This is a genomic window from Dolichospermum sp. DET69, from assembly GCA_017355425.1.
In the GTDB taxonomy this organism is placed as follows: Bacteria; Cyanobacteriota; Cyanobacteriia; order Cyanobacteriales; family Nostocaceae; genus Dolichospermum.
The window spans coordinates 5,751,758-5,776,690 of the sequence record CP070233.1 but is presented as its reverse complement, the minus strand read 5'-3'; the positions used below and the strand labels follow the sequence as shown (position 1 = coordinate 5,776,690).

The following is a 24,933-nucleotide window of genomic DNA, read 5'->3' as shown; positions in this document are numbered from 1 at the left end:
TGACTCCACAAGAGGGGCAACCACAGGGGGATTGCCCCTACGGTGACTCCACAAGAGGGGCAACCACAGGGGGATTGCCCCTACGGTGACTCCACAAGAGGGGCAACCACAGGGGGATTGCCCCTACGGTGACTCCACAAGAGGGGCAACCACAGGGGGATTGCCCCTACTACTTATTTAATTTTTAATTCTCATGAGATCTCCCCAAAATAATCAATTTGACTACGTAAAAATTGGTATAGCTTCCCCAGAACGCATCCGCCAATGGGGTGAACGTACCTTGCCTAATGGACAACTTGTAGGTGAAGTTACCAAGCCGGAAACTATCAATTATCGGACGCTGAAGCCAGAAATGGATGGTTTGTTCTGCGAGCGCATCTTTGGACCAGCTAAAGATTGGGAATGTCATTGCGGTAAATACAAACGAGTTCGCCATAGAGGTATAGTTTGCGAGCGCTGTGGAGTTGAAGTTACGGAATCCCGTGTCCGTCGTCACCGCATGGGCTTTATTAAACTAGCTGCCCCAGTGGCCCACGTCTGGTATCTCAAAGGGATTCCTAGCTATATTGCCATTCTCCTCGATATGCCTCTGCGAGATGTAGAGCAAATTGTCTATTTCAATTCCTACTGTGTTTTAGCACCTGGTAACGCCGATACCTTGAGTTATAAACAACTCCTGAGCGAAGATCAGTGGCTAGAAATCGAAGACGCTATCTATAGTGAAGATTCTTTGCTGGAGGGTGTGGAAGTTGGTATTGGTGCAGAAGCTTTGTTGCGGCTGTTGGCAGATATTAAATTAGAGCAAGAAGCGGAAACCCTGCGAGAAGAAATCGAAAAAGCTAAGGGACAAAAACGCGCCAAATTAATTAAACGCCTGCGGGTAATTGATAACTTCATCGCCACCGGTTCTAAACCAGAATGGATGGTAATGGAAATTATCCCCGTCATTCCTCCCGACTTGCGCCCTATGGTGCAGTTAGATGGGGGGAGATTTGCTACAAGCGATTTAAACGATTTGTATCGCCGGGTAATTAACCGTAACAACCGTTTAGGCAGACTTCAGGAAATTCTCGCCCCAGAAATCATTGTCCGTAACGAAAAACGGATGCTGCAAGAAGCGGTAGATGCCTTGATAGATAATGGTCGTCGCGGACGGACAGTAGTCGGGGCAAATAACCGCCCCCTCAAATCTCTGTCGGATATTATCGAGGGTAAACAAGGACGCTTCCGGCAAAACCTATTGGGGAAACGGGTTGACTATTCAGGACGTTCCGTCATTGTCGTCGGTCCAAATCTGAAAATCCACCAATGCGGACTACCTAGAGAAATGGCCATAGAACTGTTTCAGCCTTTTGTCATCAATCGGTTGATTCGTTCGGGCATGGTAAATAATATCAAAGCTGCCAAAAAACTGATTTCTCGCAATGACCCCAGTGTTTGGGATGTGTTGCAAGAAGTGATAGAAGGGCATCCGGTGATGTTAAACCGAGCGCCGACTCTGCACCGTTTGGGGATTCAAGCCTTTGAACCCATTTTGGTAGAAGGAAGAGCTATTCAACTACATCCTTTGGTCTGTCCAGCTTTTAACGCTGACTTTGACGGTGACCAAATGGCGGTTCACGTCCCCCTATCTTTGGAGAGTCAAGCAGAAGCCCGGCTATTGATGTTGGCTTCTAATAATATTCTCTCCCCAGCGACCGGTAAACCAATTGTGACTCCTAGCCAAGATATGGTTTTGGGAGCATATTACCTGACTGCGGAAAATCCCAAAGCGACGAAGGGCGCAGGGAAGTATTTTTCATCTTTGGATGATGTGATTATGGCTTATGAAGCCAAGCAAGTGGAGCTTCATGCCTATATTTACGTCCGCTTTGATGGGGAAATTGATTCTGGGGAACCGGATACAGAACCCTTAGAAATCATTGAAGACAAAGATAGTAAAGGCAAACTCAACAGTCGGACACTGATTTATAAATTCCGGCGTGTCCGAGAAGATGGCCAGGGAAATTTGCTTTCTCAGTACATTTATACGACCCCTGGACGAGCGATTTATAACCAAGCTATTCAGGAAGCCATAGATGCCTAATTAGTCATTAGTCATTAGTCATTGGTCATTAGTAAAGGAAAAGCAACTAATGACTAATAACTAATAACTAATAACTAATAACTAATAACTAATAACTAATAACTAATGACTAATGACTATTATGACTAAAGCAGTTTTTCGCAATCTTGTGGTAAATAAGAGTAAATTGAGAGATTTAATTTCTTGGTCATTTACCCATTATGGAACAGCGCGGACAGCGGTAATGGCAGATAAACTCAAAGAATTGGGTTTCCGCTATGCTACCAAAGCCGGGGTATCTATCAGCGTAGATGACTTGATGATTCCCCCTTCCAAAAAAGAACTTCTAGAAGCGGCAGAGACAGAAATTCTCGTCACAGAAGAAAAATATCAACGGGGGGAAATTACTGAAGTGGAACGTTTCCAAAAAGTAATTGATACTTGGAACAGTACCTCCGAGGCGTTGAAGGATGAGGTAGTAGTTCACTTCCAAAAAACAGATCCCCTCAACTCCGTCTATATGATGGCGTTCTCAGGAGCGCGGGGAAATATTTCCCAGGTGCGGCAGTTGGTAGGAATGCGGGGACTAATGGCAGATCCCCAGGGGGAAATTATTGATTTACCGATTAAAACTAATTTCCGAGAAGGGTTGACGGTTACAGAATATATTATTTCTAGTTATGGAGCGCGGAAAGGGCTGGTAGATACAGCACTGCGGACAGCGGACTCTGGGTATTTAACCCGACGGTTGGTGGATGTTTCCCAAGATGTGATTGTGCGGGAGTTTGACTGTGGCACTAACAAAGGGCTAACTATCGGGGCGATGGTGGAAGGGAGCAAGATCTTAATTAAACTGGCAACCCGGTTAATGGGCAGAGTCGTGGGTGAGGATGTGGTGCATCCAGTCACAGGAGAAATGATTGCCCCCCGGAATACCCCGATTGATGATGATTTGGCGATCGCAATTCAAAAATCTGGTGTTCAAACCGTTACAGTCCGCAGTCCCTTGACCTGTGAAGCTGCCCGTTCCGTGTGTCAACATTGCTATGGCTGGAGTTTGGCCCACGCGAAGATGGTGGACTTGGGAGAAGCTGTGGGGATTATTGCCGCTCAGAGTATTGGTGAACCAGGAACCCAGTTGACCATGCGGACATTCCACACCGGGGGCGTATTTACGGGGGAAGTAGCGCAACAGGTGCGTTCTAAGGTGTCAGGAACAGTGAAGATTCCCCGCAAACTACAAACCCGTCCCTATCGAACACGCCATGGTGAAGACGCGCTGTATGTGGAAGCCAACGGCACATTGATGGTTGAGGGTGATAAAAAGCAGGGGACAGGGGAAAGTCAAGAAATTGCCGTTACCCAAGGTTCAACCCTGTATATTCACAATGGTCAGCAGGTATTGGCAGATCACTTAGTGGCAGAGGTAGCACTGGGGGGTAGAACTACCAGAACTAATACAGAAAAAGCCGTTAAAGACGTACTCACAGGCTTGGCTGGAGAGGTGAAGTTTGCCGATGTCGTCGCCGAACAAAAAACCGACCGGCAGGGCAACACGACGGTGACAGCATCGAGAGGGGGACTGATTTGGATTCTGTCGGGAGACGTTTATAATTTACTCCCCGGTGCAGAATTGATGGTCAAAAATGGCGATGCCATTGATACCAATGGAGTATTGGCAGAAACCAAACTGACCACTGTTCATGGTGGGGTAGTGCGGTTGCCAGAGGCGATTCCCGGTAAAGCTACTAGAGAAATTGAGATTATTACCGCTTCTGTGGTGCTAGACCAGGCAGAAATTAGCGTGCATAGTTCCCAAGGGCGCAATAACTACCTAATTACCACCACCAATCCTACCAACGGCTCTGTGTCAGAATTCAACCTGCGGGCGACACCAGGGACTAAGGTACAGAATGGTCAAGTAGTGGCAGAACTGATAGATGACCAGTACCGGACTACCTCTGGAGGCTTGTTGAAGTTTGCTGAAGTGGAGGTACAGAAGAAGGGCAAAGCCAAGTTAGGATATGAAGTAGTGCAGGGAGGGACGCTGCTCTGGATACCAGAAGAAACCCACGAAGTTAACAAGGATATTTCTTTGCTGTTGGTAGAAGATGGTCAGCTTGTGGAAGCGGGGACAGAAGTAGTCAAAGACATTTTTTGTCACACTGGTGGGGTAGTAGAAGTTACCCAGAAGAACGACATTTTGCGCGAGGTGGTGATTAAACCCGGTGAACTGTTAATGGTAGATGATCCAGAGACAGCGATCGCTCATGACAATACCTTCCTACAACCGGGAGAAGAACTACAAGGCATGGTGGCTACGGAATTACGGTATATCCAGTACGTAGAAACTCCAGAAGGTCCAGGGCTGCTGAGTCGTCCGGTGGTGGAATTTGCTGTGCCAACTCACCCAGATGTCCCTGCTACCACTTCAGTGAGTCAGCACACAGGGCGCTCGATTCAACTGCGGGCAGTGCAAAGAATCCCCTACAAAGATTCAGAACGAGTTAAGTCTGTGGAGGGAGTCGAACTGCTGCGGACACAGATAGTATTGGAGATCGAACAGGAAACGGAGGGAGAACACGGGGCTTCACCTTTGGCAGCGGATATAGAACTAATTACTGACTCCGAAAATGCAGAAATTCAGCGGTTACAGTTGGTGATTTTGGAATCTTTGGTAGTCCGGCGCGATATTACAGCAGATGCGACCCAAGGTAGCACCCAAACCAACTTGGAAGTTGTTGATGGTGACACCATTGATCCAGGATCTGTAGTTGCCCGCACAAAGATTTTGTGTAAGGAAGGGGGAATTGTCCGCGGTGTACAACAGGGTTCAGAAACCGTACGCCGTTGTTTGGTATTGCGACCCAACGATTTAATTACCGTCAATACCAATGTCCTTCCCAATCTGAAAACAGGGGATTTAGTAGTAGAAGGTAGCACAATCGCTACTGGTATTGTTGCAGCAGAGTCCGGGCAAGTGGTGTCAGTGGTCAGTGGTCAGTTATCCGCAGCCAGTACCAAAACAATGGACAATGGACAATTGACAACGGATAAATTATCACACACTATCACTCTCCGGATTGGTCGTCCTTACCGAGTCAGCCCTGGAGCGGTGCTGCAAGTGGAAGATGGCGACTTAGTGCAACGGGGTGATAACTTAGTGTTGTTGGTGTTTGAACGAGCCAAGACTGGAGACATTATCCAAGGTTTGCCTCGGATTGAGGAGTTGCTAGAAGCTCGTAAACCCAAGGAAGCTTGTATTTTGGCCCGTCGTCCGGGAGAGGTGAAGGTAGTTTATGGTGATGGCGATGAGATAACATCCATTACCCGTGAGGCTTACTCTATCAAAATAGTCGAAGCTAATGGTACGGTAACAGACTATCCTCTTGGACCTGGGCAAAACCTGATTGTTCCTGACGGAGCGCACATAGTAGCTGGGCAACCACTAACTGATGGACCCTCTAATCCCCACGAAATCTTAGAAATATTCTTCAGTTTAGGCTCGGAGGATGGGATCTATGCCTGTGCAAGTCACGCTTTGCAGAAGGTACAAACCTTTTTGGTGAACGAAGTACAGATGGTGTACCAGTCCCAGGGAATTGAGATTTCTGATAAACACATCGAAGTTATCGTCCGGCAGATGACAAACAAGGTGCGGATTGATGACGGTGGAGATACGACGATGTTACCGGGTGAGTTGGTGGAACTACGGCAGGTGGAGCAGGTGAATGAAGCTATGTCCATCACAGGTGGAGCTAGAGCGGAATACACGCCCATGCTGTTGGGTATTACTAAGGCATCTTTGAACACCGACAGCTTTATCTCTGCGGCATCGTTCCAAGAAACCACCAGGGTCTTAACTGAAGCTGCTATTGAGGGTAAATCTGATTGGCTGCGAGGCTTGAAGGAAAACGTGATCATTGGTCGCTTGATTCCCGCTGGTACTGGTTACAATACCTACGAGGAAGTAGGGGTGATTGATGACTACGTGACAGATATGGGTATTGGTGTGCTGGATGAAGTTGATGACCCATTAGATATGGTGTTAGATGACCGCACAGCAAAACTCTATAATCTGGATGCACCGGGAATAGTAGAAGGTGGTTTTGGTAGCAAAATAGGAGAACGACTGATTTTAGATGATGATGATGATCTGATTGCTGATGAAATTAGCGACCTTGTGATCGAAGAAGATGATGATTTTGAGGAAGAAGAAGAAGACGATGATAATGATGATGATGATTTTGATGATGAATAAAATCTAGTCAAACAATTGACAATTGATAATTATTCCTTATCAATTGTCAATTATCAAAAATCATGTGTGATTAATGAATCACCATCTGAACTATGATTTTTATGATTTGTGTGATTTGTATGATTTGGATGATGAATTCATCATCTTCATCAAATAAATCACATCAATTACCATCTGAACTATGATTTTTATGATTTTTATGATTTGTGTGATTTATTTGATGAATTCATCATCTTCATCAAATAAATCACATCAATTACCATCTGAACTATGATTTTTATGATTTGTGTGATTTGTGTGATGAATTCATCATCTTCATCAAATAAATCACATCAATTACCATCTGAACTATGATTTTTATGATTTGTGTGATTTGTGTGATTCATTAATCATCTTCATCAAATAAATCACATAAATCATAGTTCCGACTTTAAAATTTTCTCAATCATCCGATTAGCTTGAGAACAATAACCACCACCAAATAAATTAAAATGATTTAAAACATGATACAGATTATATAATGTTTTCCTTTGTTCATATCCTTTCTCTAAAGGATATACTTCTTCATAACCTTGATAAAAAGCTAGTGGGAAACCTCCAAATAGTTCTGTCATAGCAATATCAACTTCTCTATCTCCAAAATAAGTTGCAGGATCAAATATTACTGGTTCATCTTCAATAGTAAAACCTGCATTTCCTCCCCATAAATCTCCATGTACTAAAGAGGGTTGAACTAGATGATTGGCTAATAATTCGGGAATAGCTGCTAATAACTTATCTGCTAATGGAAAACTCCCACCGCGTTTTTTTGCTAACTTAAATTGACAACCTAAGCGGTTTTGAGTATAAAATTCAATCCAAGAATTAGAGAAGTTATTGATTTGGGGTGTAGAACCGATGGTATTATTAATATCCCAGCCAAAACCTTGATTACTAGTAGTTTTGTGCATTGCTGCTAATTTGCGTCCCATTTCTTGCCAAGATTTATTGTTACCAGTTGTCATTTCTAGCCATTCCATGACAATATAGCTAGAATTGCCTGTAATTCCCCAACAGAGTGGTTTGGGAACGCGGATAGTTCCCGTGCTACACATTTGCTGTAAACCAAGCATCTCGGCTGCAAACATTGACACTTGAGAAGCAAGATTTTGTTTAATAAAGTAAGTCAATTTACTATCACTGACAGCAAAACCTTGATTAATACATCCACCACTGATAGATAAATGCTGCTGACTTACAAATTTTTTGCCAGTAACTTGGCTAATATGCGTATCAATTTCAGTCCAAATCATAGTTTGTTAGTTGTCAGTTGTCAGTTGTTAGTTGTCAGTTGTTAGTTGTCAATAGTTCCTGTTTTTGCCACTGACCACTGACCAATGACCACTGACCACTGACTAAATAGGTTTGATGACAACGACACCATAAGCATCTGGGGAAATATAATCTTTTGCAGCTTGCATTAAATCAGTTGCTGTCTGTGATTGAATATATTGGGGGTAATTAAAAGCTGGTTCTAAGTCACCAATTAATGACTGATAATAACCATACAACCCAGCGCGATCGCTTGGTGTTTCATTCCCAAAAATAAACCGATTGGAGACACCTTGTTGGATCCGAGCAATTTCTGATTCTTTGACAAATTCTGTTTGTAATCTGCGAAGATGTTGAATTATCCCTGCTTCCACAACCGCTAAATTATCTACATCACATTTAGCAGAAATTGAAAACACACCTTGCAATAAATTATTCATATTACTCGCAGAAATTGAAGATACCAATCCCCGTTCTTCCCGTAAATCCTGTACTAATCTAGATGTTCTCCCATGCCCTAAAATTCCTGCTAAAATATCAAGTGCATAAGTTTTATCTAATTCCATTAATCCAGGTACTCGCCAAATCATTACTAATCTTGCTTGTTGGAGAGTTTCATCAACAACTTCCCTGCGGACTATTTCTGTAAATGCAGGTTCAGGAATTACTGCTGTTTGTGTCAGTTTGTTGGTTGTTTGTTGATAATTTTGATTAAATTCCTCAGCGATAATTTCTACTAATTCTTCTACTGGTAAATTCCCCACAGCGACTGCTGTAATGGACTGGGGTTGATACCAATGAGCATGAAAATCTCGCATTTGTTGCGGTTTCACTTGAGAAACAACTGCTTCAGGTCCGAGTACGGGACGACGATAGGGTAAAAAATCAAAAGCAGTTTCCATAACATGACGATAAATCCGTCGTCTGGGATTATCTTCAGAGCGTCTAATTTCTTCTAAAACTACTAAACGTTCTCTCTCAAAAGCATCATCAGGAATACTAGGATTGCAGACAACATCTATTTGCAAAGGTGCTAATTCTGCAAAATCTTTAGGGGCGGTTGTGGTATAGTAATGAGTATAATCTTGGCTAGTGGCAGCATTAGTTACAGCCCCGCGCTCTTCAATACGGCGTTCAAATTCACCACTAATTAGTTTCTCTGTCCCCTTAAAAATCATGTGTTCTAAAAAGTGAGCCATGCCATTAATAGCATCTGACTCCATTGCTGAACCAGTTTTTACCCATAAGTTAAGATTAACCGCATCTATTGGCATTTGTTCGGCGATAATAGTTAAACCATTGGGTAAGTGGTGAAGCATGGGTGCATTAAGGCGGGGAAATTTCAGCAGAGTTGATGTCATCGCTTGTGGTGAGTGAAGAGCTATGTTACTTGTTCTATCTTACAACTTTCAGAGGTGGTGTAACCCTTGTCATCTCTAAACTGTTAGTATTCAGTAGAACGTTAATGTTAATGCAAGGCAACAAAGGAAGATTTAGCAACAATTGAAAAATTGTGTGGTAGTTGGTATCATTAGAACTACTTTCACATTCTAAACAAATAGCAGATGAGGTTTTTGGGTATTTGGGATATTTTTTCTTTCTTTAAAACTGGTTTTCACTTCTGTCCAAATAATTAGGGGTGACAACGGGTTTTTTGGGAAATAGTATGAGACAACCTGACAAATTAAATAAATTAATAAATTAATGAGCAAATCAGATTTACAAACATCAATTGAGTTAGAAGAAATTACATTCTCCCATACTCCTGTTCTCGGACAAGAAGTGATTACGGGTTTAAATATCCAACCTGGTGGAAATTATTTAGATTTAACAGTTGGTGGTGGTGGTCACAGTCGCTTAATATTAGAAGCTGCGGAAGATGTAAACGTAACTGCTGTTGATCAAGATGAAGATGCTTTAAACGCAGCAAGACAAAATTTAGCAGAATTTGGGGATAGAGTTAAATTTATTCATAGCAACTTTGCAAATTACCAATTTATCGAAAATCATTATCATGGTATTTTAGCAGATTTGGGAGTAAGTTCCTATCATTTAGATAATCCCGAACGGGGTTTTAGTTTTCGCAATACTGCAAATTTAGATATGCGAATGAACCAACAACAATCCCTGAATGCTGGAGATATAATTAATGAATGGGATGAAAAAGAATTAGCAGATATTTTCTTTAAATATGGTGAAGAGAGACTTTCTCGCAAAATAGCCCGAAGAATTGTGGAAAACCGCCCATTTAACACTACTACAGAATTAGCAAATGCGATCGCCTATTCCGTACCTCCTAAATATCGTCATGGAAGAATTCACCCTGCGACCCGTGTTTTTCAAGCCTTACGAATAGCAGTTAATGACGAGTTAAAAGTCTTAGAAACCTTAATAGAAAAAGCCCCAAACGCGCTTATTATTGAAGGAAGAATAGCCCTAATTAGTTTTCATAGTTTAGAAGACAGATTAATAAAACATGGGTTAAGAAATTTACCCTCCTTGCGAGTGTTGACAAAAAAACCAATTATTGCTAAAGAAGATGAAATTAAAGAAAACCCTCGTTCTCGTTCTGCTAAATTGAGAATAGCAGAAAAGAAAAATGTAGAAGACTCTGGATTTTTTGAATTTGATTATTTTTAACTTCTTTCAAGAGGTAATGGAATGTATGTTCTTACAAAAGCTGAGGTTAGCCAGAATGCCAGCCAGAATGCCAGGGAATAAATTCCCTGTCTAATAGCTGAAGTCGGTTAAAACCGACTAAATGAGGTTTTTATGTTATACTGTTTTGATGAATTTTTAGGTAATAATAGTCATTAGGTCTGACAATTTAATTTTAGTCCGTTTTAACGGACTTTAGCTTTAAGACAGGGAATTTATTCCCTGGCTAGACTGGCTTAATATCAAACATTTATTAGTTTTTTTCATCAATTATGGCTTTATGGCGATTGTATTATCATATTGTTTGGGCTACGAAAAAACGCGAGCCTTTAATTACTAATGATATAGAAGATAAGTTATATGGTTATTTAATTGGGAAAGCGGATAATTTAGATTGTATAATTCATGCTATCGGTGGAATTGAAGATCATATTCATTTTGTGGTATCTATCCCTCCTAAATTGTCTATTGCTGAATTTGTCAAAACTTTAAAAGGTAGTAGTGCCTATCATTATAATCATTCTTTAGATAATGTAAAACAACAATTTGCTTGGCAAGAAGGATATGGTATATTTTCTTTAGGAGGTAAACAATTACAAGAAGCTATTGATTATGCACATAATCAAAAAATATATCATTTGCATGGAACGACAATAGCATTATTAGAACAAGAAACAGATTTAGACAAACCACCTCAACCCCCAACAAAATCAGAAAATAAATTTCCCAAATGATCGCAAAAATCCATTACAGCGCATTTCGCTGTTATGAGGTACAAGCTTAAATAATGAAACTCTTGTAGTATAAGCATCTTAACCGCTAGATGTGTACCTCATAACACCGGGAAGTGCTGTAAACCAAATTAAAATGATCAAACCCAGTCGGTTTTAACCGACTTCAGCTATTAGACAGGGAATTTATTCCCTGGCATTCTGACTATTGATTATGCACATAATCAAAAAATACATCATTTGCATGGAACGACAATAGCATTATTAGAACAAGAAACAGATTTAGATAAACCACCTCAACCCCCAACAAAATCAGAAAATAAACTTCCCAAAATATCACAAAAACCCATTAAACCAAATTAAAACCATCAAACCTAGTCGGTTAAAACCGACTTCAGCTATTAGACAGGGAATTTATTCCCTGGCATTCTGACTATTGATTATGCACATAATCAAAAAATACATCATTTGCATGGAACGACAATAGCATTATTAGAACAAGAAACAGATTTAGATAAACCACCTCAACCCCCAACAAAATCAGAAAATAAACTTCCCAAAATATCACAAAAACCCATTAAACCAAATTAAAACCATCAAACCTAGTCGGTTTTAACCGACTTTAGCTATTAGACAGGGAATTTATTCCCTGGCATTATTGGCATTATTGGCATTCTGACATTAACAGATAAGAATATGGACGGTATTGGACTCGAACCAACGACCCCATCGATGTCAACGATGTACTCTAACCACCTGAGCTAACCGTCCGTAACCAAACAGATAATTAATTTATCATAGAAAATATAATCTGTCAAGACCTAAAACCAAAATTATATCCTACATATATCTAGTCAACTGCACCCGATAACGATCCTTTTTAGTAACTGCAACTTCCCCAACTTCCAACCGCCCTTTCCCGCGAATAGCGATTAAATCCCCTGATTTGACTTGAGAACTTGCTTGAGTGACTTCCTTCCAATTGACACGCACATCATTAGAGTCAATTAAATCCACCATTTTGCTGCGGGACATTCCAAACCCAGCCGAAGCCACCGCATCTAACCGCAAAGAAGCCTCCACAGTCGTCATTTCCTTCTTCTTCGGTTCGCGGATCTTTAACTCATTAATATCAATGCGTCGAGTTTTTACTGGCACAGAACGCACCTGTTGCAAACTCATCTCTAAAAATTCTACCAATTCAGGCACAACAATCACCTGCGCCCCTCTTTCCCCCAAAACAATCACATCTCCGGTTTTTTCTCGCACAATTCCTGTACCCAGCATTGCTCCTAGAAAATCCCGGTGATTTGCCGTATCAAATAAGAAATTCCCAGCAATTTCTAAAGCCACAATCGCTACTTGAGACTGATCTAAGGGTAACTCAGAACGAGCGATCGCCAACCTTTGTCTTTCCGCTTGCGGATATCCACCCCAAGCGACTGAATCCACCTCTGTTAAGCGGCTAAATACCCGTTGAATTTCCGCCAACTCTGGTGGAGACAAAAAATCTGTAAATACCACTTCCCACGTCTTTATAGCTTGATCTGCTTGATCAATTACACGGGCAACAGTATCGCGGTTTTCAACACCTTTTAAAAGTTCTTCCCTAGGTAGCATGGAGTTACAGCGAACAGAATAATTAATGACTAATAACTAATAACCAATGACAACTGACAACTGACTAATTAGTTTCAGCATAACCTTGAATATTTTCTGGTTCAAACTGGCGTAAAATGCGAGTAGCTTGACGGGTGAGCATTTCCGAACCCTGCACCACAATTAAATACTTACCAGCATCTAAGCGATGACGATAGAGTGAATCATCACCACCACCCTCAAATAAACCAACGCCACCACCCACAAATACGCTACCCATTGCACCACTACCAGCCCCCAGAATTCCACCAACCACATGATTACCAATTTCTCCAGCCCATGCAAAGGTATCTAAACCGGTGATGAAGCTGAAGGTAAAACCAGCAAAAAAGCCAAATGGTACTAACCAAATTGCCATGAGTTTTACTTGTGTTTTGGCTTTTTCTTTGGGATCAATTAAACCAAACTCATCGGCACTTTTGTATCCTCTACCGAGAATAGTGCCATTTATGCCTTCTCTTTCTAAAGCTAAATCAGCGGCTTCGGCTTGGATGCGATCTGATAATACAGCAATAAGATAATTCATCAATTTTAAAACTCAGGATTCATGGGACTTCAGCAAATCCAAAGGTTCACAAAAATTATTCACACCTTGTTTAAGAATATAAATTAAAACCGGTGTAGCCAGACTTTTGGGAAAACTCGGTATTGTCCTTAGATGTACTATCATCCCTTGAATTGATCCATTTAACAAGTCTTCTCGATGTTCTTGTTCACAAATCACAGCCCGCCATTTTTTGGCTAAAGCATCCAACCATTCGGAATTAGTTTGTTCTGGTTCTTGTCCAGCCCGAATGGCCAGGGTCATTACCGCATCTTCTAAATCTCCATCGCAATCCTCTATCAAGTCTAATGCTTCCATTGCTTGAGGATCATCTACCAAATGAGAACGAAATTTTGCAATCTCTTGTGATGTAACTTTAGTCATTGGTCATTAGTCATTGGTCATTAGTCATTGGTCATTGGTCATTAGTCATTGGTCATTACCTATTACTTTACTCCTGACTCCTTTAACTGATTTAAGCCTCTAGTAGTAACATATCTTTGTAATTCTGTTAAAGCGCGATTATAATCTAATATAGCTTTGACGCGATTACCTTCAGAACGGGTGAGATCATTTAATGCGTTAATTACATCAGTTTGAGTTCCCACACCAGCTTGAAATCTTAACCGCGCTAACCGCAGAGACTCTTTAGCTTGTTCTAAAGCTACATTAGAAGTTTGTACATTCTCTAAGTTTGATGCCTGGGTGGAGTATGCTTGTTCTACCTGAAAGCGGATTTGGTTGCGCTGTTCAGAAAATTGAGTTTCCGCGATCGCTATATTGGTTTTAGCTTGGGCTGCTTTGGCTTTTGCTGCTCCCCCATCATATAAACTTAGGGTGGCTTGCACTCCCACAGAATAACCATCGCTCACGCTGGTTCCATCATCGAACTGATCTAATAAGTTATACCTGCCCACTAAGCTTACTTGGGGACCTAAAGATGCCAATGCCTGTTTTCTTTGAGCTTCACTAATATTGCGTTCTGCTAAGTTCCGTTGTAATTCGGGACGATTTTGATAAGCTAAAACGATACTTTGTTCGAGTGGATGCTGCCATAAACCCGCTAGTTTGACAGGATCACCTGCGCTAATACTTACCGACTGGGACAAATTTAACAGCGGTGCTAACCTGCGACGAGCAATTTGTTGTTGAGAAAAGGAGCTAGTTAAGTCCTGTTGGGAGTTAGCTAAATTCACCTGCGATCGCAACACATCGAAACGAGTACCTACACCAGCCCGTTCTAAAGCTACTGCATCTTTCAAACTAGCTTGAGCATTTTGTACCGCTGACTGGGAAATTCTTACATTTTCATCAGCTTGTTGCAAGTCATAATATGCCTTAGCCACATTCAGACGAATTTCCTCAGATTGCCTTTCTACATCCAACTCTTGCACACGTATCCGTTCTTCTGCCTCTTTAATAGCCCCAGTCCGTCTACCGGAGGTATAGAGATCATATCTTATTTGTGCAGTACCACTAAATGTCGTATTGGAGGGAGGATCACCTACCAAAGGATTTGTCTTTCTCGCTTGGTCAAATTGTAGTGTACTACCAACACTGCGACTATTTGTAATATCACCACTCAACTCTGCACTAGGCATTAAAGCCGCTTGTGCTTCGCGCAAAACTGATTTACTCCGTTCCAGTTGTAATACAGACACCTGTAAATCATTATTATTCCGTTTAGCCAGTTCTAAAGCCTGAGACAAACTAATTGGCTGAGTTCCTTGAACTTTTACTTCCTCTGCCTTTGTTGGATACAACAACGGATTAGGACTAGGATTTAAATCATTAGGAACATTAGGGAAATCTACGGGCTGACTAGGTGTAGGTTGGACATTCTCCTGTGGTACAACCTTTATATTCTCCGCTGGAGGAGGTGGACTCGGTTCAGAAGTAGTAGGAACAGTTGTTTGCGCTATCCAACTATGGGTATTTTGATGTAAGCAAGTGTTAGAAGTAACTAACAAAGCGGCTTGACTTTTGGTCTGTGACTGTGGACAATTACTAGATTCTAGTAAATTTGTCACCGCAACATCACCATTGGTAAATTGCTGATCAGAGTTACTTAAGTTACTTGATTTAGGATTACTAGCGAACAGTGAATTATTACTTGAATTTGATAAATCAGAAAAACTTACAAATCTACTTTCATATTTTGGAGGATTTTTTTCTCCCTCAATGCTGAGATAATTGTCAGCCATGATTAAAGGTAGACTGCGATCGCCAACAGGCTTGATACTAGCTTGACTAAAATAATTAGTAGGTAATAATCCTGAGTCACGTTTAACTGTACTCTTAGGCAGTAGGCTATTGTCTGTGAACAAACTTCTACTATCGGTAGAAATCAACACATTAGGAGAAGACGTTAGCTGTAACTCACTTACTTTAATAACATTAGCCCAAGCGGGCTGAGTTGTTAATACTGCTGCTGTAACACCAGGTAAGAAACAATGGAATAATTGCTGTCTTTTCACCGCATCCCCTCACACAAAAAAATATTAATTTAGCGGTAGAATACCTGTCTTCACCACAAAAATATAGCACAATATTAAGATTTAGGCAGGAATATGGTGCTATACCCTATTTTAAACATCAGAACTCGGTTTGTCTTCAAAACGTTTGACAATGCGAGAAAGTTCTGCTTTTTCATCTATACTAACGCGGGTAGGCGCACCACTAATAATTCGCTCATAATTACGGAATGAGTCTTTAATATCGGGACCATCTGCCGTAATATTATATTCACGAATCCCCTTATCGTGCCACGACCCGCGCATTTTAAACACGTTAATTGCCCGCGACATTTCTCCTCGAATTTCCACGTATTGTAACATTAAAATTGTATCTGTAATCGTGGAAATATGGGATTCAGTAATGGAATTAGAACCCAGAAACTGGTCTGTAGTATTGGTAAAGAAGCCAGTAATTTCTTCTTGTTTAGCATAACCTGTCACACCAATCACAAATTGACGAAAAGCATTATTGCTAACGCCTCTAGCCATGGCTGACAGAGAATCAATGGCAATCCGGGCAGGTTTAAAATGGGATATTTCTGATTTAATACTTTGTAAGTGATCTTCTAAACCATTTGATTCAGGATAAGTACAAATTATTTTCAACAAGCCTTGATGTTCTAGTTCCTCAAAATCAATCCCCCAGGAATGAGCATTCCGGGAAAGCTGGGCGCGAGATTCTTCATAGGCAAATAATATTGCTCGTTCACCATTGACGCAGCCATCTTCAATAAACTTACTAACTAATAAAGTTTTACCAGTACCTGTAGCTCCTGTGGCTAAAATAATCGAATCTTTAAAGAAACCTCCACCACACATTTCATCCAGAGTTTTCACTCCAGAAGATACCCGCACGTTAGAAGATCTTTGTGTTAACCGCATTGCTCCCAAGGGGAATATATTCACTCCTTCATTAGTAATGGTGAAAGGATATTCACCTTTCATGTGGGTTGTTCCGCGTAATTTGAGAATTTCCATAGTTCGGCGACGGCGTTCTCCCTCTAAAACATTGCGAACAATGACTACATTATCGGAAACAAATTCTTCAACTCCAAAAGATGCCACTGGTCCATATTCTTCACCCCGTTCAGTTGTAATGATGGTGGTGACATTTAATTGCTTTAGCCGGGCTACCAACCGGAAAATTTCTCGCCGCACTACGCCTATAGCTTCATATTGTTGAAATATGGCTGTCATTGAATCAATAGAAACCCTTTTAGCCTTATATTTACGAATGGCATATTGTAAACGTTCAATCAGAGCAGATAAATCAAAATTACCGACGATATCTTGACCTTCAGGATCAGGAGATGCGTCGAGAATAAATAATTTACCTTCATCAATTAACCGTTGCAAATTCCAATCAAAAATATGGGAATTTTTAATAATGTCGCTGGGTGATTCTTCAAAGGTGACAAATACTCCTGGTTCGTCAAAATAAGTAATGCCATTATAAAGAAATTGTAGTGATAATAAAGTTTTACCTGTCCCCGAAGTGCCACTAACTAAAGTAGTTCTACCGACAGGCAAACCGCCATGACTAATATCGTCAAAGCCCTCAATCATCGTGCGAATTTTTTCGACACCAATAGGTATTTTTTTTGGTTCAGGTTGCTCTTTTTTTGTCATGGTTTATCTAATATGGATATTCAACCCTAGTTTTTGAAATCAAGAAAGTTTTTAATTATTTTTTATTAACTAAACAAATATAGCAAATTGGAGGTAAATAAATTCCCAAAATTCTCTCAAAAAATGGCTAACGCTACGGTAGCGGGCTTTACTTTTACCTCTTGTCTCTTCCCTCCTCATTCCTGCATTTTGTGTTACTCTTTGCTATATTCTTCACTCAATTCTTCATAAAGGAGATCCAACCCAATCAATACTCTTTCTCTATCTGTTAAATCACCAATAATTTTCCGCACAGGAGGGGGCAAAATTTTTGATAGTGTTGGTGTGGCAAGTATTTTATCTTCTTCGGCCAACTGGGGGTTTTTCAGGACATCAATTACTTTTAAGGCATAAACTCCTTTAAATTCTTCCTCTAAGATATTTTTGAGGGTTTTTAAAGCCCGCATTGAATTAGGGGTATTGCCCGCTACATATAGCTTGAGAACATAGGTTTTTTTAGCTTCATTCATACAATATAAACTCCTAAAAACATCAAGATAAAAGATCAAAAAGCGCATTCTTTGCATACACACTCAGGTATTGATTTACCATAAATGCAAATGCAAATTCTACTGTGGAACATTCAACTGAGTTTAGCAACAGAACAGCGATAAACTTCGCAAAGATGTGCCAAAATATCTATTAAGGTTAAACGGTAATCGAGTAATGTTTCATTGCTTCTGCCTTCTATCTTTAATTGCTTCGCAAATTCATCCATGATTTCCATGTGCATTTCTATAATTTGTGGTGTAGGAATACTAGTATAAAATAAATTATTAATAAATTTATCAAGTCTTTCTGGTAATGCGTTGTCAGTGAGAAAATAATTTATAATAATTTGACGGTAATCTGATTTAAGTTTTGCTAAAAGTTCCTGTTTTTCGGTAGCTGTCATATCTTGGAAAATTTGTGACTTTCTCTGCTGTCCAAGAGCAAACACATAATTATCTTTATTATCTAATTTTTGATGGGGATTTTGTGGCTGAGAATGGGGCAAATAGTATATCTGAGAAGGTATATTAGCCACTGGCTGCCAGTACCATTGAGTTATTATTCCTTCAATAAAATTCCATATTTTAACAACTAAAACTTTGTAATCCTCTTCTATAAATGGTCTATCGAGAATTTGTTTTATATTTGTTTGTAAAAGCAATATAGTTAATAACATCTACTGTTTATAAATCATAAATTTTTAAGAGTGAGATATATCAGCATATCAAGTAATGATACTTGATCTAACTAAGTAGGGTTTGCTGTTCGCGTAGCGTGCCGTTAGGCATATAAGTCTATTTCGTGATAGCGCAGCGTGGCGTAAGCCATGGGCTAGGAGTCAGGAGAAATGGACATTGCCCCTATAGGAGTCAGGAAAAAGAAAGAGTGCGATTCGTTGTTAGCTGAATCACGGTATCCAGTCCGTACATAAGCTAACCAACCCAATCTAGCAATAGAGGAAGGTTGAACTCTCGGTCTGATATGGGTGCAAGTCCCATCTACCAGACTCAGGTATGACTCCCTATCTGCCTACGATGACCCGACTCGGTTTCGGGAGGTCGAAGCTAGGAACAGGACGCAATCAGACATCCGTTGTGGGATGACACTGGCGTTAACGGGGAGTTCCCACGGTGAAACAGAGCCTAGAAAAGCGACATATTTTCAAGCAGGACACAACATCAAAATCCTGACTTCACTGGAGTTAATTCCCACCGCATTTTTCTTTTGATAGCGGTAAGAGTCTAGGGATTCCAATGGTTGAATTGGCTACACCTAACGGAACTACTAATCAACCGAGGGAACGAATAAAAACGGATTGAGGGTCTAGGGGCGGTCGAATCCCATAAGTAGGCTGGACGAGCAGCGGAACTCCTTCAATTCGGGTAGGACAGACCGTAATTGGTCTGAGGTGTTCAGAATACACAAATCGGAGCAGAGCATGATTGGACACAGAGAAAACTCTAGTGAATCTTGGAAGACGTTGCCCTGGAAGAAATTCCGCCGTAGCTTATTCCGCCTACAAAAACGAGTGTATAAAGCGGTTCAAGTTGGCGACAAGCGTAAAGCAAAGTCCCTACAAAAGCTGATTCTGAAATCAACCGCAGCAAGATTACTGGCTATCCGTCAAGTATCACAGCTAAACGCCGGGAAAAAGACAGCAGGAATTGACGGCAAAAAGTCCCTTAACTTTAAGGAACGCTTTGAGCTAAATGAACTGTTAAAGGCATCCGTTAACAACTGGAAACACCAGGGGTTAAGAGAAATACCCATCCCCAAAAAGGACGGTACTACCAGGATTCTGAAAATCCCTACTATTGCTGATAGGGCTTACCAATGCCTTATCAAATACGCATTAGAACCAGCGCACGAGGCAACCTTCCACGCCAGGAGCTACGGTTTTAGGACGGGACGCTCGGCTCATGATGCCCAAAAAATCCTGTTCCTCAACTTAAGTTCAAAAGCCAATGGAAAAGATAAACGAGTTATAGAACTCGATATCGAAAAATGCTTCGATAGGATAAATCATTCCGCAATTATGGATAGACTCATCGCTCCTTATAGCATAAGACAGGGAATATTCCGATGTCTCAAAGCCGGAGTTAATCCAGAGTTTCCCGAACAGGGAACACCTCAAGGCGGGGTAGTAAGTCCACTTTTAGCCAACATCGCCTTAAATGGGATTGAAAGTATTCATAGATACCACATTCAAGGTTCTAAAATTACCAACAAAACCCCAAGTTACAAGATTATCGAGCCATCAATCCGATATGCGGATGACATGGTAATAATACTTAGACCTGAAGACGATGCTACAGAAATACTTGACAAAATCAGTCAGTTCCTAGCAGAGCGGGGAATGAAAGTCAGTGAAAAAAAGACAAAGCTAACCGCCGCGACAGATGGGTTTGATTTCCTCGGCTGGCACTTCAAAGTCCAGAAAAACGGGAAGTTTAGAGGCGTTCCATCAGCGGACAACTTTAAAACTTTTCGCAAGAAAGTAAAACACATCGTCAACAACTCGAATTATGGTTCTACCACAAAGGCTGAGAAATTAGCCCCTGTAGTTAGAGGTTGGAGGAATTACCACCGCTTCTGCAAGATGGACGGGTCAAGAAACTCGTTATTCCACATCGAAAACAGAGCATTTAGGGTATTCAACAAGGAAACTAAGCAAAACCGCTACTCTAGCAAGAAATTACTAGATAAAGCGTTCCCCTCAGTTCCTTACTCCGAAAACAAACATATCATGGTCAAAGGTGAGAAATCACCCTACGACGGAGATTTAAGTTATTGGAGCGAACGTAACAGCAAGCTCTATAACAACGATACCTCTAAAGCCCTCAAACGGCAAAACCATAAATGTGGTCATTGTGGACTGAAATTGCTTAGTAACGAGAAGGTACATTTACATCATATAGATGGAAACCACCAAAACCGGAAAACTAAAAACCTTCTAGCCATTCACTTTCATCTGCCACGATTATATTCACATGAGCAAAAGCGAAAGTTAAGAACATCGGAAGCTGGGTGCGGTGAAAGTCGCACGCCCAGATTTAACAGAGAGGAGCGCGGGATAATACCCGCCTTCGACTCTACCAGAAGGAAGAGAAAAGTTCGCTAATGAGTCTTCAAATTCACCCAGTTACAGAAGAGTTTGTTTGCTGATAAAACTCTGTAAACCTTTATCTATCAAAGCTTTTGCTTTCTTTTATGCAAGCCCTACATAACTTTTACTCTTCTTCTTCCTTCTTCCTTCTTCCTTCTTCCTTCGTGTCCTTCGTGCCTATATCCCTCCGGTCCCGTTAGGGATACGTGGTTCATTAACTCCTGACTTGGTGACTCCTTATTCAAGGATAATGTGTATTAATATATCTAGCCGAAGATAGATTACATTATTTCACTTATTGATAAGATACTTAAGCGAACTGAAAGAATTGTGGCATTTAAAATCATTATAATTCCTCAAGGTTCTAAAGCGAATCTTTAGAGCCATAATTATTGTTGTAGTTGTCACTATCAAAAATGATGACTTTCAATACCAGTAGCAAGGCCATTCAGCCATAGATAAACGCCTAGTTTGAAAAAACCTGTCAATTGTAACCAGAATCGCAGATAGCGTGGCGTAGCCATTCTAAATATTCTTGGAGGATATTGCTTCAGGCTTGAAGACCATCTAAACCAAGTGCTGATGGTGATGCCGGAGTTGATCACAAGAAGAAAGACCACTAAGGACTTATTTTAATGCTACAGTACCCACTTTATGAACTTCTAGCTATTGTACCAATGTGCTTGGAAACAAATACTCTAGCAGCGGTGCTGGATATTTTTGTCGAACAACAGTGCGATCGCTTGATCATAGTCAATTCACAACAGCACCCAATTGGTTTGTTGTACTCTGCTCGGTTACTGCCACAATTATTGGCAGCGTCCGCTGATGACTACCTTTTAAATTTACAACAACCACTCTCACAAGTGGATAAATCCCTAATAGAAACAATACAGACCATACCAGCCGCGGAAAATCTGGAAAAATTTAGTTTATTTCTGAAATACCAAGAAACTCAACAACAAAGAAACTTAGATTGGGCATTAGTTGACTCAGATGGTAAATATTTGGGAATTTTAAATACTTTACACCTATTAAAATTATTAACTCAGAGGAAAATTTCCCTTAGCTTAACCAATGACGAAGTAAGTCGCAAGTATGTGGGAGACACCAAAACTTCTGCACTTCAAAAAAGCATCGAACATACAGCCAATAAACATAAGTCTCAAATACACAAATCCATAGTCCATTTATTGGCTAGATTACCCTGGCCAATGATGTTACAAACTAGTCAAGGCGAAGTAGTAACGCAAAATCTCGCTTGGTGGCAACAATTAGGAGCATTGAAAGATCCTGAAGGTATTAGGAAACAGGTAGAGACTATACTTACCCCAAAATCTATTTATGCCAATGCCCAAGAAAATGAAAAACTAGATACTTTCACAAAGCCAAGACAAAATATCTCACCAACAGTTTTTTCACCTCACTCACCCTCAGCCTTACCATTTCTGCAAGAACCACCCCTAAGTGTAAATAGTGGTTATAACCGTTGTGTTTTAGATCCGCAATTGAGTATTTGTACTTGTGTAGTCGAAATCAAAACTGGTCAAGAACGGATTTGGCAGTTTGCAAAAATTCCCTTAGATAGTAGCGAGTTAAAAATTGGGATTTCCGAGTCAGAAGTACCACCAGATACAGAAGAACTGTGGCTAATATTAGCCACAGACGTAACTGAACAACAACAACTTTGTCAAGAATTGGCAGCGAAAAATGCCGATTTGATTCAACTCAATCGCTTAAAAGATGAATTTTTAGCTTGCATTAGTCATGAATTAAAAACACCGCTAACAGCAGTTTTAGGACTATCTCGTCTCCTTGTAGATCAACAGTTGGGACAACTGAATGAGCGTCAAGCCCGTTATGCCGGATTAATTCATCAAAGTGGCAGGCATTTGATGAGTGTAGTTAATGATATTTTAGATTTGACTCGGATGGAAACGGGACAGATGGAACTCACCCTCAACCCGGTACAAATTCAGGTAGTGTGTGAACGGGCTTTCTCAGACGTTAAAAACATTCATCATCAAACTCATAAAACTAAACAATTATCCCAGTTAGAAAATCCAAATTTATCTAATCACCAATTTAGCTTGGCTATTGAACCAGGTTTAGAACAGATGGTGGCAGATGAATTACGCTTACGACAAATGCTAGTCCATTTACTTTCCAATGCCTTTAAATTCACGGAAGTATCTGGGGAAATTGGATTACGGGTTAGCCGTTGGGAAGGCTGGATTGCTTTTACAGTCTGGGATACAGGGATTGGAATTCCTGAACAGCAACAACATTTAATCTTTCAAAAATTCCAGCAATTAGAAAATCCTCTGACGCGTCAGTTTGAAGGAACAGGTTTAGGATTAGTATTAACCAGGGCTTTGGCTCGCTTGCATGGTGGAGATGTTAGTTTCTTATCTCGTGAGGGTAAAGGTAGTCAGTTTACCCTGCTTTTACCTCCCAGTCCCCCAAAAGCCAGTTTTAGTGACTCTGATGATATAGCTCCAAAAAGGGAAATAGGCAATATTATCAATGCTTCCCATCAAAGTCTGAATAGTTCCTCCCCAAGATTGGTGTTGGTGGTGGAAGCAGTAGCTCAATATATTGAGGAATTAACTGAACAACTCAAAGGTTTAGGTTATCGTGTAGTTATTGCTAGATCAGGAACAGAGGCACTAGAAAAAGCTCGACGCTTGCAACCAAAGGCAATATTTTTAAATCCTTTACTGCCTTTACTTTCTGGTTGGGATGTCATGACTTTACTGAAATCTGATGTTTTAACTCGTCATATTAATGTTATTGTCACAGCCACAGCAGCAGAAAAGGAGCAAGCATTTACTAAACAAGCTGATGGGTTTTTAAGCTTACCAATTAAGCATCAGGCATTGGCATCATTGTTAGGTAAGATATCAACAACAACTAAATTTCCCCATTCAGTGAGGGAAAATAATTCTCTCAATTCTAAAAATGTTCCTTTGCGAATTCTCAGATTAGTCAATCTAGAATTAGAGATGATTAATCTCTATCCTTCTTTGAGAGAACATCGGGTTATTGAAGTAGATGATTTAGATCAAGCAGATTTATTAGCACGAGTTTGGCAGTTTGATGTGATCTTACTAGATATGGAAATTTCCACTGCTCGCACTTACTTAGAACAATTAACTAAACACCAAAGATTGGCAAATTTACCATTGGTAACTTGTGATATTGGCACTACTTTGGCTGCTTCCCAAATACCAGGACTATCTGTATTTCCTTGTTTAAGTCCTTTAACTGGGGAAAATAATAGTCATAATTATCAACAAGATGCTTTATCATCTGTATTGCAAATTGCTGCTGGTATTTGTTGTCCAATAAATATTCTAGTAGTGGATATAAATATGCTGAGTGATTTACCCAAAGAAAAATGTAAGCCACTTAAAGATGTTCAGTTAGCTAAAAATTCTTTTCTCAATTTTGAAGATGAGCAAATTAATCGTGGATATGAGTGGTTTCAAGCTTTAATTCAATATTTACAAACTGCTGGTTTTAGAGCTTCTATTGCCAGTTGTTGGTCGGAAGTTGTACAACAAGTCAGTCATAAAAGCGTTGATTTACTTTTGATTTGCTTGCACGAAACAGCAATTAATAAAGAAGTACAAGAAGCTATTAAATCATTAAGTAATGTACCTTTTGATTTGCCACCAATTTTGGTACTTGACCAAAAATTAAATGAGCCGAATTATGGAAATGTCGCAAAATCTGATAAACAACAATATACATCTTCTGTAGAAACGGCTGTCCGGGGAATTGCTACCCAGATATTACCCCGTTCTATTTCTATGGAAGAACTATTGACTCAGATAAATCAAGCTTTAGGTAATTAAACAATGTCTACTAATTATTTCTGATGTTCTGAGAATCTCATTTAGAAAATATCTTTTCGTTT

General features: G+C 40.4%; 14 protein-coding genes, 1 tRNA gene and 1 pseudogene. 6 read left to right on the top strand and 10 right to left on the bottom strand.

Features of this window, described 5'->3' with window-relative positions:
- Window positions 1-193 precede the first annotated feature (193 nt).
- Both EZY12_26460 and EZY12_26455 read left to right on the top strand, forming a co-directional pair.
- On the top strand, window positions 194-2,086 hold the full coding sequence (locus tag EZY12_26460; GenBank protein QSX68109.1) for a DNA-directed RNA polymerase subunit gamma: 1,893 nt from the start codon (window positions 194-196) through the stop codon (window positions 2,084-2,086).
- A gap of 121 nt (window positions 2,087-2,207) precedes the next feature.
- On the top strand, window positions 2,208-6,326 hold the full coding sequence (locus EZY12_26455) for a DNA-directed RNA polymerase subunit beta'' (GenBank protein ID QSX70846.1): 4,119 nt from the start codon (window positions 2,208-2,210) through the stop codon (window positions 6,324-6,326).
- 416 nt (window positions 6,327-6,742) lie between these two features.
- Here the strand turns inward: EZY12_26455 and EZY12_26450 are convergent, their stop codons facing one another.
- On the bottom strand, window positions 6,743-7,618 hold the full coding sequence (locus tag EZY12_26450) for a fructosamine kinase family protein (GenBank protein ID QSX68108.1): 876 nt from the start codon (window positions 7,616-7,618) through the stop codon (window positions 6,743-6,745).
- Between the two features lie 102 nt (window positions 7,619-7,720).
- Window positions 7,721-8,998, bottom strand: coding sequence for an insulinase family protein (locus tag EZY12_26445; protein QSX68107.1), 1,278 nt, complete (start codon window positions 8,996-8,998; stop codon window positions 7,721-7,723).
- A gap of 343 nt (window positions 8,999-9,341) precedes the next feature.
- On the opposite strand from EZY12_26445, the gene rsmH reads away from it, so the two are divergent.
- Window positions 9,342-10,277, top strand: coding sequence for a 16S rRNA (cytosine(1402)-N(4))-methyltransferase RsmH (gene rsmH / locus EZY12_26440; protein ID QSX68106.1), 936 nt, complete (start codon window positions 9,342-9,344; stop codon window positions 10,275-10,277).
- Window positions 10,278-10,567: 290 nt separating this feature from the next.
- On the top strand, window positions 10,568-11,029 hold the full coding sequence (gene tnpA, locus EZY12_26435) for an IS200/IS605 family transposase (protein QSX68105.1): 462 nt from the start codon (window positions 10,568-10,570) through the stop codon (window positions 11,027-11,029).
- Between the two features lie 694 nt (window positions 11,030-11,723).
- Here the strand turns inward: tnpA and EZY12_26430 are convergent.
- From EZY12_26430 to EZY12_26395, 8 genes are all read right to left on the bottom strand, one after another.
- Window positions 11,724-11,797 (bottom strand) — tRNA-Val (locus EZY12_26430).
- 69 nt (window positions 11,798-11,866) lie between these two features.
- Entirely contained in the window at window positions 11,867-12,646 is a 780-nt protein-coding gene (locus tag EZY12_26425; GenBank protein QSX68104.1) for a photosystem II S4 domain protein, read from the bottom strand.
- A gap of 64 nt (window positions 12,647-12,710) precedes the next feature.
- Window positions 12,711-13,211 carry a hypothetical protein gene (locus EZY12_26420; GenBank protein ID QSX68103.1) on the bottom strand — a complete coding sequence of 167 codons (501 nt, stop codon included), beginning with the start codon at window positions 13,209-13,211 and terminating at the stop codon, window positions 12,711-12,713.
- Between the two features lie 12 nt (window positions 13,212-13,223).
- Window positions 13,224-13,613, bottom strand: coding sequence for a hypothetical protein (locus EZY12_26415; protein ID QSX68102.1), 390 nt, complete (start codon window positions 13,611-13,613; stop codon window positions 13,224-13,226).
- 62 nt (window positions 13,614-13,675) lie between these two features.
- Window positions 13,676-15,706 (bottom strand): TolC family protein, encoded by a 2,031-nt coding sequence (locus EZY12_26410; protein ID QSX68101.1) that lies wholly within the window; start codon window positions 15,704-15,706, stop codon window positions 13,676-13,678.
- Window positions 15,707-15,817: 111 nt separating this feature from the next.
- A complete protein-coding gene (gene kaiC, locus EZY12_26405) occupies window positions 15,818-17,374 on the bottom strand; it encodes a circadian clock protein KaiC (protein QSX68100.1) in 1,557 nt (518 codons plus the stop codon).
- Window positions 17,375-17,568: 194 nt separating this feature from the next.
- Window positions 17,569-17,883: a circadian clock protein KaiB gene (kaiB, locus tag EZY12_26400; GenBank protein QSX68099.1), complete on the bottom strand. Its 315-nt coding sequence runs from the start codon at window positions 17,881-17,883 to the stop codon at window positions 17,569-17,571.
- A gap of 113 nt (window positions 17,884-17,996) precedes the next feature.
- Window positions 17,997-18,581, bottom strand: a complete 585-nt coding sequence (locus tag EZY12_26395; GenBank protein QSX68098.1) for a KaiA family protein — start codon at window positions 18,579-18,581, stop codon at window positions 17,997-17,999.
- Window positions 18,582-19,343: 762 nt separating this feature from the next.
- Here EZY12_26395 and EZY12_26390 point away from each other — a divergent pair.
- A pseudogene (locus EZY12_26390) lies at window positions 19,344-20,819 on the top strand (reverse transcriptase N-terminal domain-containing protein).
- A gap of 827 nt (window positions 20,820-21,646) precedes the next feature.
- A complete protein-coding gene (locus tag EZY12_26385; GenBank protein ID QSX68097.1) occupies window positions 21,647-24,871 on the top strand; it encodes a response regulator in 3,225 nt (1,074 codons plus the stop codon).
- Window positions 24,872-24,933: the final 62 nt, after the last annotated feature.

Coding starts and splice junctions, on each gene's coding strand:
- EZY12_26460 (QSX68109.1), top strand. CDS start 194: ATGAGATCTCCCCAAAATAATCAATTTGACTACGTAAAAATTGGTATA.
- EZY12_26455 (QSX70846.1), top strand. CDS start 2,208: ATGACTAAAGCAGTTTTTCGCAATCTTGTGGTAAATAAGAGTAAATTG.
- EZY12_26450 (QSX68108.1), bottom strand. CDS start 7,618: ATGATTTGGACTGAAATTGATACGCATATTAGCCAAGTTACTGGCAAA.
- EZY12_26445 (QSX68107.1), bottom strand. CDS start 8,998: ATGACATCAACTCTGCTGAAATTTCCCCGCCTTAATGCACCCATGCTT.
- rsmH (QSX68106.1), top strand. CDS start 9,342: ATGAGCAAATCAGATTTACAAACATCAATTGAGTTAGAAGAAATTACA.
- tnpA (QSX68105.1), top strand. CDS start 10,568: ATGGCTTTATGGCGATTGTATTATCATATTGTTTGGGCTACGAAAAAA.
- EZY12_26425 (QSX68104.1), bottom strand. CDS start 12,646: ATGCTACCTAGGGAAGAACTTTTAAAAGGTGTTGAAAACCGCGATACT.
- EZY12_26420 (QSX68103.1), bottom strand. CDS start 13,211: ATGAATTATCTTATTGCTGTATTATCAGATCGCATCCAAGCCGAAGCC.
- EZY12_26415 (QSX68102.1), bottom strand. CDS start 13,613: ATGACTAAAGTTACATCACAAGAGATTGCAAAATTTCGTTCTCATTTG.
- kaiC (QSX68100.1), bottom strand. CDS start 17,374: ATGACAAAAAAAGAGCAACCTGAACCAAAAAAAATACCTATTGGTGTC.
- kaiB (QSX68099.1), bottom strand. CDS start 17,883: ATGAATGAAGCTAAAAAAACCTATGTTCTCAAGCTATATGTAGCGGGC.
- EZY12_26395 (QSX68098.1), bottom strand. CDS start 18,581: ATGTTATTAACTATATTGCTTTTACAAACAAATATAAAACAAATTCTC.
- EZY12_26385 (QSX68097.1), top strand. CDS start 21,647: ATGCTACAGTACCCACTTTATGAACTTCTAGCTATTGTACCAATGTGC.